Consider the following 14,549-nt stretch of genomic DNA (forward strand, 5'->3'; position numbering starts at 1 on the left):
ATTAATCACAATAAAAAGCTAGGACTTCCATATGTATGTGCGTGTAGGGGCATTGATGGTGGCCTTGTTGCTGGGCGGCTGTGCTGGCGGCCCGCCCAAGCAGGGGCCCGAGAGCCTTGACCTCAAGGAGACGCCGAGCCGGCCCGGTGCGACCAGCACGGCCAGCGATGGTCGTGACCCGTTCCAGGGCGCCAACCGGGCCATGTGGGCCGTCAACTACGATGTGCTGGAGCCCTATGTGGCCCGTCCAGTGGTGCATGGCTACGCCCGCTATATCCCGCAGGGAATGAAGGACGGCATCGAAAACCTGGTGGAAAACTTCAACGAGCCGAGCAGCATGGTCAACCATCTCATCACCGGCGATTTGAAGGGGGCGGGCACCAACCTGGGTCGCTTCACCCTCAACACCACAGTGGGTCTGCTGGGTATCTTCGATGTGGCCAAGCATGCCGGTCTGGCGCGCAACAAGCTGGAGCTCAATACCGTGCTGGGCCGCGCCGATATCGGCGATGGCGCCTACCTGATGGTGCCGGTCTACGGCCCGACCACCACCCGCAAGCTGGTGGGGGATACTGTGGATACCTTGTATTTCCCTTATGCCTTGCTGACTTTCCCGTTGAAGGTGGTGCACTGGGCGCTGGATGGTCTGGGTACCCGTTCCAAGCTGATCGATCAGGAGCGGATCATCGACAACGCGCTCGATCCTTACGCCCTGACCAAGGACTTCTATCTGCAGTACAACCAGAACAAGGTGACCGGTCGTCAGACCGAGCTCAAGCAAGAGCAGCAGGAGAAGCAAGACGACAGCAATCTGGACGACTATCTGGATGAAATCGACCAGTGATGCCAGCGTATCCGGCTCGAGTAACGTAACAAAGGCGCCTGCGGGCGCCTTTTTCGTCTCTGCTGTTGCACAGGCATAAAAACAACGCCCCGCAAGAGCGGGGCGTTTTGGCAAGAACGGGGGCTATCAGGCCAGGTTCTTGGCCACGAATTCCCAGTTGACCAGGGTCCAGAAGGTTTCCATGTACTTCGGACGCAGGTTGCGGAAATCGATGTAGTAGGCGTGTTCCCACAGGTCGACGGTCAGCAGCGGAGTGGTACCGGCTTCGGTCAGCGGGCAACCGGCGTTGGAGGTGTTGACGATGGCCAGGGAGCCGTCAGCCTTTTTCACCAGCCAAGTCCAGCTGGAACCGAAGTTGCCGATGGCAGACTTGGTGAACGCATCCTTGAACTCGGCGAAGGAGCCGAAGGCCTTGGTGATGGCATCTGCCAGGGCGCCAGTGGGCTCGCCACCGCCGTTCGGGGAGAGGCAGTGCCAGTAGAAGGTGTGGTTCCAGATCTGGGCGGCGTTGTTGAAGATGCCGCCAGTGGAGGTCTTGATGATCTCTTCCAGAGACTTGCCTTCAAACTCGGTACCCGGCACCAGGTTGTTCAGGTTGACCACATAGGTGTTGTGGTGCTTGCCGTGGTGGTATTCCAGAGTTTCCTGGGAGATGTGCGGTTCCAGAGCATTGATTGCATAGGGCAGAGCGGGAAGTTCGAATGCCATTTTCTACTCTCCATTGGCTGGCCGTGCGAAGGCGACGGTTGCAAGACATTGCGTACTCTTTTCTATCTTGAAAAGAATTGTTCTTGAAATAAGGGGGCCAGATGGCCCAAAGCCCATCGATTGTACCAGCATCAAAGATGGGCTAACAACTCTTGATTCTCGCCATGATCCGGATCAAGCTGCGACGTATTGATTCATCACTTCTTGCATCCGAGGTGGTTTGCCAGTTTGTGGTCTGTCCGGATTGCAGTAGAATGGCCGCCGAAATCGCTCTAGTGAGGCACCTATGGAAACTATTGAAAAGATTAAACAGCAGCTGGCTGAAAACCCCATCATCCTGTACATGAAGGGCTCCCCCAAGCTACCCAGCTGCGGTTTCTCTGCCCAGGCCTCCCAGGCCCTGATGTCCTGTGGCGAGCCGTTTGCTTACGTCGACATCCTGCAAAACCCGGATATCCGCGCCGAATTGCCGAAGTTTGCCAACTGGCCGACCTTCCCCCAGCTGTGGGTGGAAGGTGAGCTGGTCGGTGGCTGCGACATCATGATCGAGATGTTCCAGGCCGGCGAGCTGCAGACCCTAATCAAGGAAACTGCCGCCAAACACAAGCAGGATGACGCCGCCGCCGAATAAGGCAGCATCCGCATCATGCAAAAAGGGGAGCCGCTGGCTCCCCTTTTTTATTTCACAACTTTATTTCACGACAGGCATCAGGCAATGCGTTCGATGCGTGCCATGTAGAAGCCATCGAAGCCGGTGGCGGCCGGGCTGACGGTGTGGTCATCGCGCAGGCGGTAGTTTTCATTGGCGGCGAGGAACTTGTCCACTTGCTGACGGTTCTCTTCCGGCAGGATGGAGCAGGTTGCATAGACCAGCAGACCACCCACCTTCACCATCTGGCTGTAGCGCTGCAGGATCTCCGCCTGCAGGGCAACCAGCACCGGCAGCCGCTCGGCGGTGTCGCGCCACTTGGCATCCGGATTGCGCTTGAGCACGCCGAGGCCGGAGCAGGGCACGTCCAGCAGCACGCGATCCGCACTCTCTTTGAGGCGCTTGACGGTCTTGCTGCTGGTGATCACCCGGGTTTCCACGTTGTGGGCCCCGGCGCGGCGGGCGCGCTGCTTGAGGTTTTCGAGCTTCCACTCTTCCACATCCATCGCCAGCAGGCGGCCCTTGCCCTCCATCATGGCGGCCAGATGCAGGGTCTTGCCACCGGCACCGGCGCAGGCATCGATGACGCGCATGCCGGGGCTCACTTCCAGCGCGGCTGCAACCTGCTGGGAGCCGGCATCCTGCTGCTCGAACCAGCCGTCGGCAAAGGCCTTGGTACGAAACAGGGCGGCATCCGAGGTCACTTGCAGGGCCGAATCGACCCCTTCCACTGGAATGGTGGTGACCTGTTCTTTGGCCAGTGCGGCCTGCAGCTCTTCACGGGTGCACTTGAGGCTGTTGACCCGCAGGTAACGCTTGGGCATCCAGGCCAGCGCGGCACGCTCGGCAGGCCAGGCGTCGCCCAGTTGCTCGCTGCCGAGTTTTTCCAGCCAGGTCGGGCAGCCATCCATCAGCACCGGGTTCTTCTTGGCTTCGGTCAGACGGCGACGAAACGCCTCTTCATTGAAGCGATCCAGCGTCGGATGGTTGGGTTGGGCTATCTTGTGAAAAGCGTGCCAGCTGTGCAGCAGCGGCCAGACGTTCTTCTCGGCCTGACGGACCTGGATGCCGGTCAGTGCGCAATAGAGGCTGAGGCGACGCAGCAGATCGCCGGTGACCAGGGCAATCCTTGCCTGTTCTTGCGGTTTGAGTTCGATGCCGGAGAAGTGACGGGCATAGGCGCGGTCCAGGGTGAGACCCTGGCCCAGCACATCGTCAACAATGGCAACGACCAGGTCCCCGAAACGGGGCAACAGTGGGGATTTGAGCATGAGATTAACCTTGGTCAGATAAAGACGAACCGTCGTCATGGTGACGCGGCTCAAAAACTGATAAATCCGCGCAATGATAGGGGCTAGACAGGGTTGGTGCAACACTCCCCATTCGGGGAATATCCGCCAGGTGGTGCTGTACTAAGCAGGGCGGCAGGCGAATGATGCCAGTTGCAGTTTGGGTGAGTGCATTTAAAAGGACTAAAAAGATGCAGTTGATGAAATTTTCTCCCTTGGCGCTGGTGGTAGCCAGCCTGATGAGCTCGGGTGGCCTCGCGGCCAAGGAGTGGGACACGGTGGTGGCGCGCGCCAGCGCCGCCGACGGCTATGAAGTGCGGGCCAACCAGTTTCGGGTCGCCAAGGTGCCCATCGATTATTTTGCCGGCCTGCAGGCCGGGGCCCGTTCGCTGACCCTGCCGTTGCCCGATGGGGGAGAGGTGACCTTCACCCTGCAGGCCTATGATCTGCTGCCGGCCGATCAGGCGGCCAAATTCCCCGAGATCCTGACCTTCAAGGGCCATAACCCGGCGGCACCGGTAGAGACGGGACGTTTTGATCTGGGGCCGCTGGGCTTTCATGCCATGTTCACCCATCAGGGCAAGACGGTGTTCGTCGACCCGCTGCGCAATGCTGACGGTTATGCCGTCTATTACCAGCAGGATGCCTACAGCCGGCTGGAGGAGGAAGCGGACAAGGTTATCGGCAGCGAGGCCAGCAGGGCGCTGGCGCACAAGGTGCAGGTGGATGGCAACGTGCGCAAGCGTTACGCCATCGCCATCTCGGCGGCGGGGGAGTACACCCAGTTTTACGGCGGATCCAAGGCGCTGGCCACCGCGGCCATCGCCACCCTGCTCGGCCGGGTCAACGAGGTGTACCAGCGCGATGTGGGGGCCGAGTTTCAGCTGGCCAGCGGCAACGACTCCGTTATTTTCATCGATCCGGCAACGGACCCTTTCTACAATGGCGATAACCCCGACTATGTGAGCGGAGTTAGCAGCATCTATGAGAGAAACGATACCAGCAAGAACGTCCAGGTGCAGGGCGACGCCTTCGCCAATGGTGATCTGGGGGCATTCGATATCGGTCATGTGCTCAATACTGGGGGCGGTGGCCTGGCCGGCCTCGGCGTGCTGTGCACCACTGACAAGTCGGCTGGTATGACCGGCTCGGCCACGCCGGTTGGGGATGCCTTCTTTATCGACTACGTGGCCCACGAGATCGGTCACCAGTTCGGCGCCGACCATACCTTCAACGGCACCACCAACAGCTGTGGCAGCGGCAATCGGGAGGCGACCCAAGCCTGGGAGCCGGGCAGCGGCACCTCCATCATGGCCTATGCCGGGATCTGCGGGGACGAGAACATCCAGCCCCACAGCGACCCCTATTTCCACAGCAAGTCCATCGAGCAGATGCGAGCGCACATGGCGACCGTGCCGGCCTGCGGCACTACCCTCAACCTCGTCAACAATGCGCCCCAGGCGGCGGCCGGGGCCAGCCGCATCATTCCGGCCAACACGCCGTTCGTGCTCAAGGGGGCCGGCGCCGATCTGGACGGGGATCCCCTGACCTACACCTGGGAGCAGATTGATTTGGGCACGGAGTCGAGCAGCCCGGCCACCATGGTGGACGATGGCAGCCGGCCGCTGTTCCGTTTCGTGTCCCCCACCAGCTCGCCGGAGCGGATCCTGCCGAGCCTGCCCTCTCTGCTCTCGGGCACGCTCGCCAAGGGCGAGGCCTGGCCCACCACCAACCGGGATCTCAACTTCCGGTTGACGGTGCGTGATGGCAAGGGCGGTGTCGCCAGCGACGACATGAAGGTTCAGGTGGTCAACACCGGCAGCGCCTTCCGGCTGACCGCCCCGCTTGGGGTGGCGTTGACGCCGGGGGCCAGCCAGGTGGTCGGCTGGGATGTGGCCGGCACCACGCTGGCGCCGATCAGCTGCAGCAAGGTGGATCTGTTCATCACCCAGAACGAGGGGACCAGCTGGAGCAATCTGGCGGTCAGTCAGCCCAACAGCGGCGCAGCCACCGTCACCCTGCCGGCGGATCTGGCCAGCGCCGCCCGCCTGAAAGTGGCTTGCAGCGACAACATCTTCTTCGCCATCAGTCCGGCCAAGCTGCCGGTCGCCCAAAGCGGCGGCAGTTCGGGCGGTGGCGGCGGTGGTGGCGCCCTCGGTCTCTGGACTCTGGCGCTGGCCCTGCTGGGTTGGCAACGGAGGCGCGGATGAGGGCTGGCTGGCTGGTGCTGGTGGCCTTGCTTGGCGGCTGTCAGGCCGACGCCGATACCCTGGAGCAGGCGGTCAGCGCCAGTCTGGCCAAGCAGGATTACCGGCTGATCGTGCGGGCCGGGCGCGGCGAGGTGGCGCCCGGCATCGCACCGGAGCAGCAGGCCTCGGCCAAGGCGCGCTGCGGCGTGCGCTACCTCGATGGTCTGGGGGATGTCATCAAGCCCGGGCAGGAAGAGGCCCAGGCCAAGCTGGCGGCCTACGCGGCTGATTACAACCGGCGCATGCTGGCGCATTGTCCCGCTACCTCTGGCAAGCAATAAGCCTGCCGGTGGGCATTACGTACCAAGAGCGTGCGAAGGTTATACCAAGGGAGGGAGGCGTGAGCCCCCCTCTTTTTTTGCAGCCGCCATTTGCCGGTCACAAGGCTTGTACCCATGGCGTGCTCGTCGCACAATGCCAGCACGCATGGCCGCATGGGCGGCAAAGAGAGAAGGAAAATCAAGATGATGGATGTAGCCGATCTGCGCCGCGAATACACCCGGGGTGGATTGCACCGGGCCGATCTGCCAGCCGAGCCCCTCGCCCTGTTCGAGAAGTGGCTGGCCCAGGCGTGCGAGGCCAAGCTGACCGATCCCACCGCCATGGTGGTGGGCACCGTCGATGCCGACGGCCAGCCCTGGCAGCGTACCGTGCTGCTCAAGCACTACGATGCCGAGGGCATGGTGTTCTACACCAACATGGGCAGCCGCAAGGCGCATCAGCTGGAGGGCAACCCCCGCATCAGCCTGCTGTTTCCCTGGCACACGCTGGATAGACAAGTGCATGTGACCGGCCGGGTGGAGAAGATGAGCACCTTCGAGGTGATGAAGTACTTCCACAGCCGCCCCAAGGACAGCCAGATCGCCGCCTGGGTTTCCCAGCAGTCGACCCGCATCTCGGCGCGCGGCGTGCTGGAGGCCAAATTCCTCGAGTTCAAGCAGAAGTTTGCCAATGGCGAAGTGCCGCTGCCGAGCTTCTGGGGCGGTTTTCGGGTGCGGATCGACACGGTCGAATTCTGGCAGGGGGGTGAGCATCGCCTGCACGATCGTTTCTACTACACCCGCGAGGGGGAAGGCTGGCACATCGAGCGGCTGGCGCCCTGAGTGCCCGCTGCCGCTGACAAGGAGTCTGTATGCGTCTGTATGGCGATCTGAAGTCCGGCAACTGTTACAAGCCCTGGTTGCTGGCCCGCTGGCTTGAACTGCCCCTCGACTGGGTGCCGGTGGATGTGCTGGCGGGGGAGACCCGTACCCCCGATTTTCTGGCCATCAACCCCAACGGCAAGATCCCGGTGCTGGAGCTGGCCCACGGCGATACCCTGGCGGAATCCAACGCCATCCTCTTCTATCTGGCGCAGGGCTCGCCCCTGTGGCCGACCGAGCCGCGCCAGCAGGCCGAGGTGCTCAAGTGGCTGTTCTTCGAGCAGTACAGCCATGAGCCCTATATCGCGGTGGCCCGTTTCATCGTGCACTATCTGGGGCGGCCGGAGTCTCAGGAGGCGCGCCTCGACGGGCTCAAAGCAGGCGGCGAAAAGGCGCTGGCGGTGCTGGAGCAGCAGCTCAAGCAGAGTCCCTACCTGTGCGGTGATTCTCCGACCATCGCCGACATCGCGCTTTACGCTTACACCCATGTGGCGGAGGAGGGGATTTTCTCGCTGCAGGGCTGGCCGGCCATTCGCGACTGGATCGCCCGCCTCGAGGCGCATCCCCGCCACCTGAGCCTGCCGGCTGCCTGTCAGGCCGGCTGATGGAGCTGCTGATCGAGCGGGCCTTGTGGCAGCCCCACTGGGCACCGGTGCTGCAGGCCTGGCAACGGCAGGGCGGTCGCTGGCTGTTGCTGCAGAGCAAGGTCGATGAGCGTTTGCCGAGCGACACCGGTGGACTCTGGTCCAGTTGTCCGCCCGATGGCGTGCGTTCGGCCAGCGCGCTGCTGGCCACCTGGCTGGATGGTGACTTGCCTGCCCAGCCCGCGAGGGATCCGAGCCGCCAGATCCTCATCAGCGGCTCGGCCTCCCTGCTGACCCTGGCCCAGGAGGAGGGGCTGTTGACGCTGGGGCCACAGGGCGCCGATCTGACGCTGACGGCGCAAGACGATCTGGGCGCCGTGCTCAACCGTCTGCTGGCCCGCCGCCTGACGGTGCCGGTGCTGGTCGAGCCCGCCTCGCCATCGGGGCCTGCCCTGCAACTGCGTCCTTTGTTGGCGCAGGACGAAACCGACGCGGTGCGTTATTGCAGCGATGCGGCGCTCGCCCGCTACACCCTCAACATCCCCCATCCCTACCCGCCGGAGGCTGCCCGTGACTGGTTGGCCGGCTGCTGGCGCAAGGCGGCGCTCGGGCTGGGCTGGAGCTGGGCGCTGACCCTGCCGGCGGGGGAGGGCCAGGCGCCGCTGGTGGGGGTGATCTCGCTGCACTGGAATGGCGAGCTGGCCTGGTGGGTAGGCGTGCCCTGGCAAAATCGCGGGCTGGCGACCCGGGCCTCCCGGCTGGTCAAGGCCTTTGCGTTTGACCGGCTGCAACTGCCGGTGCTGACCGCCCGCCATATGCCAGGCAATCTGGCCTCCGGCCGGGTGATGGCCAAGCTTGGCATGCGCTATTGCGGTCGGCGTGAGCTGAGTGGTCAGCCGCCGTGCGAGGTGAGCTACTGGCTGCTGGAGCGAAGCCAGACGCTCGCGGCCCCGCTGACACGGCAGTTGGCCCCTCTGCTGGCCGACGAACGGGTGGTGGCGGCCATCCTGCAAGCGGGCGGTGAGGAGGATGAACCGAGGCGGCTGGCCCTCTTTCTGGCACAGCCGGAGCCAGAAAGCGGACTGGTTGTCGAAACCCTACCCGAGCAGGAGGACGACGGGCCGCTGGCGCTGGAGTATCACGATCAGGCGATGCTGGCGCAGGCTGAGCCGGACCAACTCTATCTGTACCGGGGGTTGCTGCTCAAGGACCGTGACGAGCAGGGGTTAGCTTATCTGCAGCAGCTGGCCAGCCTGCAGCGCCAGGGGCCGGCACCGCTCACGCTGGCGGAGCGGCGTCAGCGGCTCGGCTGGCTGGGCACCTTGGCCCGCCGGGCCAGCGGCGAGAACACACAGGGGGATGGCGTCAGTCGCCGTTATCACCAGCTCTGGCTGCTGGTGGAGTTGCCTGCCCTCATCGACGAGCTGGCCGGATGCTGGCATCGCGGGCCAGACCAGACTTTGAGCTGGCTGGAGCAGGGGGATGCCGAGCTGCTTGCGGCCTATCGGGCGGCCATCACCACCCTGCAATCGAGCGATCTGCAAACCGTGCTGCGGCTGCTGGCCGTGCGGTTTCCTGAGTTCACCCTCCCATTTCTCGACAAAGGTGCTCAGGGCGGCGGTCAGTTTGTGGAATAATGCCCGCTCTGCTGTACGAGGAGTAACGCTGTATGCTGAGAACCGAGCGCCCCGGCGACATGCTGCCGGTCTATGACCTGGTGAGCGCCGCCTTTGGCCGTTCCGACGAGGCCGAACTGGTCAACCGCCTGCGCGAATGTGGTGCCGCCGTGGTGACCATGCTCGAGGAGGAGGAGTACGAGTTCATGGGGCACCTGATGCTGAGCCCGATCACCATTAACGGCATGGAAGGGCCCTGGCTCGGTCTTGCACCCGTGGCGGTCCATCCCGATTGGCAGGGGCAGGGCATAGGGTCGGATCTGGTGCGCGAGGGGCTGGATACGGCGCTGGAGATGGACTGGAAGGCGGTGGTGGTGCTGGGTGACCCGACCTATTACAGCCGCTTCGGTTTTCGCCCCGCCAGCGAGTTCGGCCTGCACTGCATCTACGAGGTGCCCGCCGACTGCTTCATGGCGATGGAGCTGCAAGAAGGCGGCCTGACCGGGATGCAGGGCGAAGTGCTTTACCACCCGTTGTTTGACGAGCTGCCTGACGAAGCGCCGCTCGAGGCATGAATGGTCTATATCTGTGAAAAAGGCGCCCTCGGGCGCCTTTTTTATCTCTGTCCGTCAGCTCAGCTGAAGAACCAGTAGCCGCGGTTGACCAGCCGGGTCAGCAGTTGCAGGAAGCCGGCCTGATCGGCAAGCTCCACCATGTCGGCCTGGGTGACCATGTCCTTGTCACACAAGAGCGAAATGGCGGCGGCATCCTCGCTTGGCAGCGTCCAGGCTTCGCCATCGATATAGCACTGCTGGCTCTCGCCGCTGAACCAGACGGTGCGCAGGCCCGGCACCTTGATGGCGGGCTCGCCCTGGGTCAGCAGGTCGGCCACTTCCTCGGCGCTGTAGTCCGGCTCCACCGGATTGACGTCCAGATCGTGCTTGGCCTCGGAGATCATGGTGCCGAACCACTCCTTGAACAGGGTCTCGTCATCGAGGGCCTGCTGCATCAGCTCGCGCAGACGGTGCAGCTCGTGGGGCTGGATCTCGCCGTGACGGGCGCGGGGCTTGAGGTCGGCATCGCCGTAACGCTCGGTGCGCACCTCGTTGTCGATCAGGTGATCGGCAAAGGAGGAGATAAGCGCCTTGGCATCCGGCGCGCGGAAGCCCACCGAGAAGTTCAGGGACGGCTCGATGGCGTAGCCCTCGTGGGGGAATCCAGGTGGGATGTAGAGGATATCGCCCGGCTCCATGATGACGTCGATGATCGCCTCGAACGGCTCGCAGTGCAGCAGGGCCGCGTGGGCGGCGAACTCGTTCAAGGGTTTAGCATCGCCGACGCGCCAGTGGCGTTTGCCCTGGCCCTGGGTGATGAACACATCGTAGTTGTCGATGTGGGGACCGACCCCGCCGTGAGGGGTGGAGAAGCTCACCATCACATCGTCAAAACGCCAGCCGGGGATGAACTGGAACGGCACTGCCAGCTCATTGACCTCGGGGGCCCAGTGGTTGCAGGCCTGCACCAGCACGGTCCAGTTCTCTTCACCCAGGTGATCGTAGGATTCGAAGGGGCCGTGAGCTGCCTCCCACTTGTTGTTGAAGCGGGTGACGAGGCGCGATTCAATCACCTCTTCCATGGCCAGACCCGCCAGCTCGTCCGGGCTGATGGGATCCTGAAAGTCGGTGAAGCCGCCCTTGATGAGCAGTGGGCGCTTCTGCCAGTAGTGCTCGAGGAAGTGAGCGATATCCAGATTGAGTTGGTACATAGATCTTCTCGTCAAAGGGTTCGACAAAGGTCAAGAGAGGTCTTGCCGGAGGCGGTGGCTGGCCTCGGGCAAGACCTCTTGCAAAGGGTGTATAGGGTGCCACATAAAATAACCGGGGCCCTGTTGCAGATCATGCACAGGGCCCCGGTGGTGTCACTTATTCGCTTATTTCAGCAGATCGACCAGACGCTGGGCGTCGCCGATGTAGTTGGCCGGGGTCAGCTTCTTCAGCTCGACCTTGACGGCTTCCGGCAACGCCAGGGTGTCAATAAAGGTACGCATCCCTTCGGCATCGACGCGGCGGCCACGGGTCAGCTCTTTGAGCTTCTCGTAGGGCTTCTCGATGCCGTAACGGCGCATCACGGTCTGGATCGGCTCGGCCAGCACTTCCCAGTTGGCATCCAGATCGGCAGCCATGGCTGCGTCGTTGGCTTCCAGCTTGGAGATGCCCTTGAGGGTCGCCTGATAGGCAATCAGGGAGTAGCCCACCGCTACACCCAGGTTGCGCAGCACGGTCGAGTCGGTCAAGTCACGCTGCCAGCGGGAGATGGGCAGCTTGGAGGCCAGATGCTGGAACACGGCGTTGGCCAGACCCAGATTGCCTTCGGAGTTCTCGAAGTCGATGGGGTTGACCTTGTGCGGCATGGTGGAGGAGCCGATTTCGCCGGCGATGGTGCGCTGCTTGAAGTGGCCCAGGGAGATGTAACCCCACACGTCGCGATCGAAGTCGATCAGGATGGTGTTGAAGCGGGCCATGGCGTCGAACAGCTCGGCGATGTAGTCGTGCGGCTCGATCTGGGTGGTGTAGGGGTTCCAGGAAAGGCCGAGGGAGGTGACGAACTCCTCGGAGAACTGGTGCCAGTCAACATCCGGGTAGGCGCTGATGTGGGCGTTGTAGTTGCCGACCGCGCCGTTGATCTTGCCGAGGATCTCTACCGCCATGATCTGCTTGTACTGGCGCTCCAGCCGGTAGGCGACGTTGGCCATCTCCTTGCCCATGGTGCTCGGGGTCGCCGGCTGACCGTGGGTACGGGACAGCAGCGGCATGTCGCGGTACTCATGAGCCAGACGCTTGAGTTCGGAAATCAGCTTCTCGCAGTAAGGCTTGATGACCTCTTCGCGGGCGGTTTTCAGCATCAGGCCGTGGGAGTTGTTGTTGATGTCTTCCGAGGTGCAGGCGAAGTGGATGAACTCGCTGACAGCTGCCAGCTCCGGGTTCACTTCGACTTTTTCTTTCAGGAAGTACTCCACCGCTTTCACATCATGGTTGGTGGTGCGCTCGATCTGTTTGATGCGGGCGGCATCCTGCTCGTTGAAGTTGCTGACGATGTCGTCGAGCAGGGCACTGGCGGCCGCGCTCAGGGCAGGGACTTCCGGGATCCCGGCGTGGCTGGCCAGTTTTTGCAACCAGCGCACCTCGACTTCGACGCGAAAACGCAGCAGGCCGAATTCGGAGAAGATAGGGCGCAGGGCATCGGCCTTGTCGCCATAACGACCGTCAATCGGGGAAACAGCAGTCAGCGCGGACAGCTCCATGGGGTGAACTCCTGATGATTGGTGTGGGGGATCCGTATCCACTCGCGCGTGGCCCAGGGTGTCAGCAAGGGGGATGTGCGGCTGCCCGCCTTGCTGTCGTCCCTCGGCCCGCGCGCGAGCCGATTATTTAGTAACGTTTGGCCAGCTCCACCATTTTCTTGCGAGCGAAGATGATCTGGGTGCGGCTGCCGCCGAGCTGACGCCACAGCACGCAGGCCCGGATGCCGGCCAGCAGCAGGGCGCGCACCTTGTGCTGCACCAGCGGTTGCTGCAGGAACAGCGGGGTACCCGCCACCTGAATGCGCGGCCCGATGGGGCTGATGAGGTCGCTGTAGATGCTCGCCATGTTGGCCAGGATCTGCTCGTCGAGCAGATCGAAGTGCTGTTGCTGGCGGCCAATCTGGCTGATCCGCTCACCCAGCATGTTGAGGATGTCCTTGCGCTTGGCCAGCTTGCGCTCCAGCGCGATCAGGCTCACCACGTAGCGGGTCAGCTCGGCATTCTTCTGGCTGCCGTCGGCGCCCAGCTGCTCGACCAGCGCGCGGTAGCCGTCGCGAATGGCCAGATGGGTGTTGTTGAACACCTCGAGCGGCTGGCTCGGGTTGGTCACCAGAATGCTGGAGAGGCTCTCGCGCAGGGCCGCTTCGTCGCAGCTGCCGTCACGGGCCACCTTCTGCACCAGATAGGCGGCCTGGCAGATGCCGGCAAAGGCCATGGTTCTGTCTTGGAATTTGTCGCTCATATCTTCGCGGCCTTGTTCTGTTCATTCACTGGCAGATATCCGCTGCAGGCCATGATCCGGCCTTGGAATTTGTCGCTCATATCTTCACAGCCCTGTTCTGTTCATTCACCGGCCGATGCCATGATCCGGCCTGGAAGTTGCCAATCATGTATCGCTGCCTTGTGCTGTTTTGTCTTTGTCCCTTCTCCCGCGAGGGGAGAAGGGAGTACAGCGCGAACGCTCGTGAGCGCCCCAGCTCCCGCGAGGGGAGAAGGGAGTACAGCGCGAACGCTCGTGAGCGCCCCAGCCCTTAGACCGGATGGCTGAAACGTTGTTCGATGATGCCGCCGCCCAGACACACTTCCCCGTCGTAGAAGACGGCGGACTGACCCGGGGTGACCGCAGCTTGCTTCTCGTCGAAGATGACCCGGATGGTCTCGTCGTCGATGGGCTGGATCAGGCAGGGGATATCTTCCTGCCGATAGCGGGTCTTGACGGTGCAGCGGCGCGGCGCGCGAATGGGGGTGCGATCCACCCAGTGCAGCTGGCTCGCGATCAGGCCATCGGAGTAGAGACGGGGATGCTCGCCCTGCGCCACCACCAGCACGTTGCGCTCCACCTCTTTGTCGACCACGTACCAGGCCTCTTCGGTGGCGTCTTTGCGCCCGCCGATGCCAAGCCCCTTGCGCTGGCCCAGGGTGTGATACATCAGCCCCTGATGCTCGCCGATCACCTTGCCGTCCACGGTTTCGATGGGGCCGGGCTGGGCGGGCAGGAACTTGGCCAGGAAGTCCTTGAATTTGCGCTCACCGATAAAGCAGATGCCGGTGGAGTCTTTCTTCTTGGCGGTGATGAGATCCAGCTGCTCGGCGATGCGGCGCACCTCCGGCTTCTCCAGATCCCCGACCGGGAACAGGCTCTGACCCACCTGAGCTTCGCTCAAGGTGTAGAGGAAGTAGCTCTGATCCTTGTTGGTATCCAGACCGCGCAGCAGGCGCGGGCGGCCTGTGCTGTCGTCACGGCGCACATAGTGGCCGGTGGCGATGTAGGTGGCCCCCAGCTCTTCGGCGGCAAACTCCAGGAACGCCTTGAACTTGATCTCCTTGTTGCACAGGATATCCGGGTTCGGCGTACGGCCGGCCTTGTACTCTTCGAGGAAGTGCTCGAACACGTTGTCCCAGTACTCGGCGGCGAAGTTGATGGTGTGGAGTTTCATCCCCAGCTTGTCGCAGACGGCCTTGGCATCAGCCAAATCCTGGGCGGCAGAGCAGTACTCGTCCGTGTCGTCTTCTTCCCAGTTCTTCATGAACAAGCCTTCGACCTGATAGCCCTGCTGCTGGAGCAGGTAGGCCGAGACGGAAGAATCCACGCCGCCGGACATGCCGACGATCACCTTGATTTGGCTGTTGTCTGTCATTAGTCGAAGTTACCAGTTCGTTTAAACGG

The 14,549-nt window shown here is 62.7% G+C and carries 14 protein-coding genes; 8 read left to right on the forward strand and 6 right to left on the reverse strand.

Annotation, left to right across the window (positions count from 1 at the left end; genetic code table 11):
• The first annotated feature begins 31 nt into the window (after nucleotides 1–31).
• Nucleotides 32–844, forward strand: a complete 813-nt coding sequence (locus ACPW75_RS04130; RefSeq protein ID WP_016350065.1) for an MlaA family lipoprotein — start codon at nucleotides 32–34, stop codon at nucleotides 842–844.
• A gap of 126 nt (nucleotides 845–970) precedes the next feature.
• Here ACPW75_RS04130 and sodB read toward each other — a convergent pair whose 3' ends face one another.
• Nucleotides 971–1,552, reverse strand: a complete 582-nt coding sequence (sodB, locus tag ACPW75_RS04135) for a superoxide dismutase [Fe] (protein ID WP_016350066.1) — start codon at nucleotides 1,550–1,552, stop codon at nucleotides 971–973.
• A 286-nt stretch (nucleotides 1,553–1,838) separates the two neighbouring features.
• Here sodB and ACPW75_RS04140 point away from each other — a divergent pair, with 286 nt between their 5' ends.
• On the forward strand, nucleotides 1,839–2,183 hold the full coding sequence (locus tag ACPW75_RS04140; RefSeq protein WP_010673955.1) for a Grx4 family monothiol glutaredoxin: 345 nt from the start codon (nucleotides 1,839–1,841) through the stop codon (nucleotides 2,181–2,183).
• 77 nt (nucleotides 2,184–2,260) lie between these two features.
• Here ACPW75_RS04140 and ACPW75_RS04145 read toward each other — a convergent pair whose 3' ends face one another.
• Nucleotides 2,261–3,472 carry an RsmB/NOP family class I SAM-dependent RNA methyltransferase gene (locus ACPW75_RS04145; RefSeq protein WP_024943892.1) on the reverse strand — a complete coding sequence of 404 codons (1,212 nt, stop codon included), beginning with the start codon at nucleotides 3,470–3,472 and terminating at the stop codon, nucleotides 2,261–2,263.
• 209 nt (nucleotides 3,473–3,681) lie between these two features.
• Between ACPW75_RS04145 and ACPW75_RS04150 the strand changes: the two genes are divergently transcribed.
• From ACPW75_RS04150 to ACPW75_RS04175, 6 genes are all read left to right on the forward strand, one after another.
• Nucleotides 3,682–5,700 (forward strand): reprolysin-like metallopeptidase, encoded by a 2,019-nt coding sequence (locus tag ACPW75_RS04150; RefSeq protein ID WP_179101390.1) that lies wholly within the window; start codon nucleotides 3,682–3,684, stop codon nucleotides 5,698–5,700.
• Nucleotides 5,697–6,020: a hypothetical protein gene (locus ACPW75_RS04155; protein ID WP_077096023.1), complete on the forward strand. Its 324-nt coding sequence runs from the start codon at nucleotides 5,697–5,699 to the stop codon at nucleotides 6,018–6,020. The genes ACPW75_RS04150 and ACPW75_RS04155 overlap by 4 nt, the downstream gene beginning before the upstream one ends.
• A gap of 183 nt (nucleotides 6,021–6,203) precedes the next feature.
• Nucleotides 6,204–6,842, forward strand: coding sequence for a pyridoxamine 5'-phosphate oxidase (gene pdxH, locus ACPW75_RS04160; protein ID WP_077096022.1), 639 nt, complete (start codon nucleotides 6,204–6,206; stop codon nucleotides 6,840–6,842).
• A 29-nt stretch (nucleotides 6,843–6,871) separates the two neighbouring features.
• Nucleotides 6,872–7,486: a glutathione S-transferase family protein gene (locus ACPW75_RS04165; RefSeq protein WP_077096021.1), complete on the forward strand. Its 615-nt coding sequence runs from the start codon at nucleotides 6,872–6,874 to the stop codon at nucleotides 7,484–7,486.
• Nucleotides 7,486–9,102 (forward strand): GNAT family N-acetyltransferase, encoded by a 1,617-nt coding sequence (locus tag ACPW75_RS04170; protein WP_077096020.1) that lies wholly within the window; start codon nucleotides 7,486–7,488, stop codon nucleotides 9,100–9,102. Before ACPW75_RS04165 ends, ACPW75_RS04170 begins: the two co-directional genes overlap by 1 nt.
• A gap of 32 nt (nucleotides 9,103–9,134) precedes the next feature.
• Nucleotides 9,135–9,656: a GNAT family N-acetyltransferase gene (locus ACPW75_RS04175; protein ID WP_077096019.1), complete on the forward strand. Its 522-nt coding sequence runs from the start codon at nucleotides 9,135–9,137 to the stop codon at nucleotides 9,654–9,656.
• Between the two features lie 59 nt (nucleotides 9,657–9,715).
• Here the strand turns inward: ACPW75_RS04175 and ACPW75_RS04180 are convergent, their stop codons facing one another.
• The 4 genes from ACPW75_RS04180 to mnmA all read right to left on the reverse strand — a co-directional run bounded on the left by ACPW75_RS04180 (nucleotide 9,716) and on the right by mnmA (nucleotide 14,520).
• Nucleotides 9,716–10,846: a cupin domain-containing protein gene (locus ACPW75_RS04180; protein ID WP_016350075.1), complete on the reverse strand. Its 1,131-nt coding sequence runs from the start codon at nucleotides 10,844–10,846 to the stop codon at nucleotides 9,716–9,718.
• Nucleotides 10,847–11,011: 165 nt separating this feature from the next.
• On the reverse strand, nucleotides 11,012–12,382 hold the full coding sequence (gene purB, locus ACPW75_RS04185; RefSeq protein ID WP_077096018.1) for an adenylosuccinate lyase: 1,371 nt from the start codon (nucleotides 12,380–12,382) through the stop codon (nucleotides 11,012–11,014).
• A gap of 127 nt (nucleotides 12,383–12,509) precedes the next feature.
• Nucleotides 12,510–13,124: a high frequency lysogenization protein HflD gene (gene hflD / locus ACPW75_RS04190; RefSeq protein WP_005334622.1), complete on the reverse strand. Its 615-nt coding sequence runs from the start codon at nucleotides 13,122–13,124 to the stop codon at nucleotides 12,510–12,512.
• Nucleotides 13,125–13,413: 289 nt separating this feature from the next.
• Entirely contained in the window at nucleotides 13,414–14,520 is a 1,107-nt protein-coding gene (gene mnmA / locus ACPW75_RS04195; protein ID WP_139749851.1) for a tRNA 2-thiouridine(34) synthase MnmA, read from the reverse strand.
• Nucleotides 14,521–14,549: the final 29 nt, after the last annotated feature.

Source organism: Aeromonas sp. FL131 (assembly GCF_049860615.1).
Taxonomy (GTDB): Bacteria; Pseudomonadota; Gammaproteobacteria; order Enterobacterales; family Aeromonadaceae; genus Aeromonas; species Aeromonas hydrophila.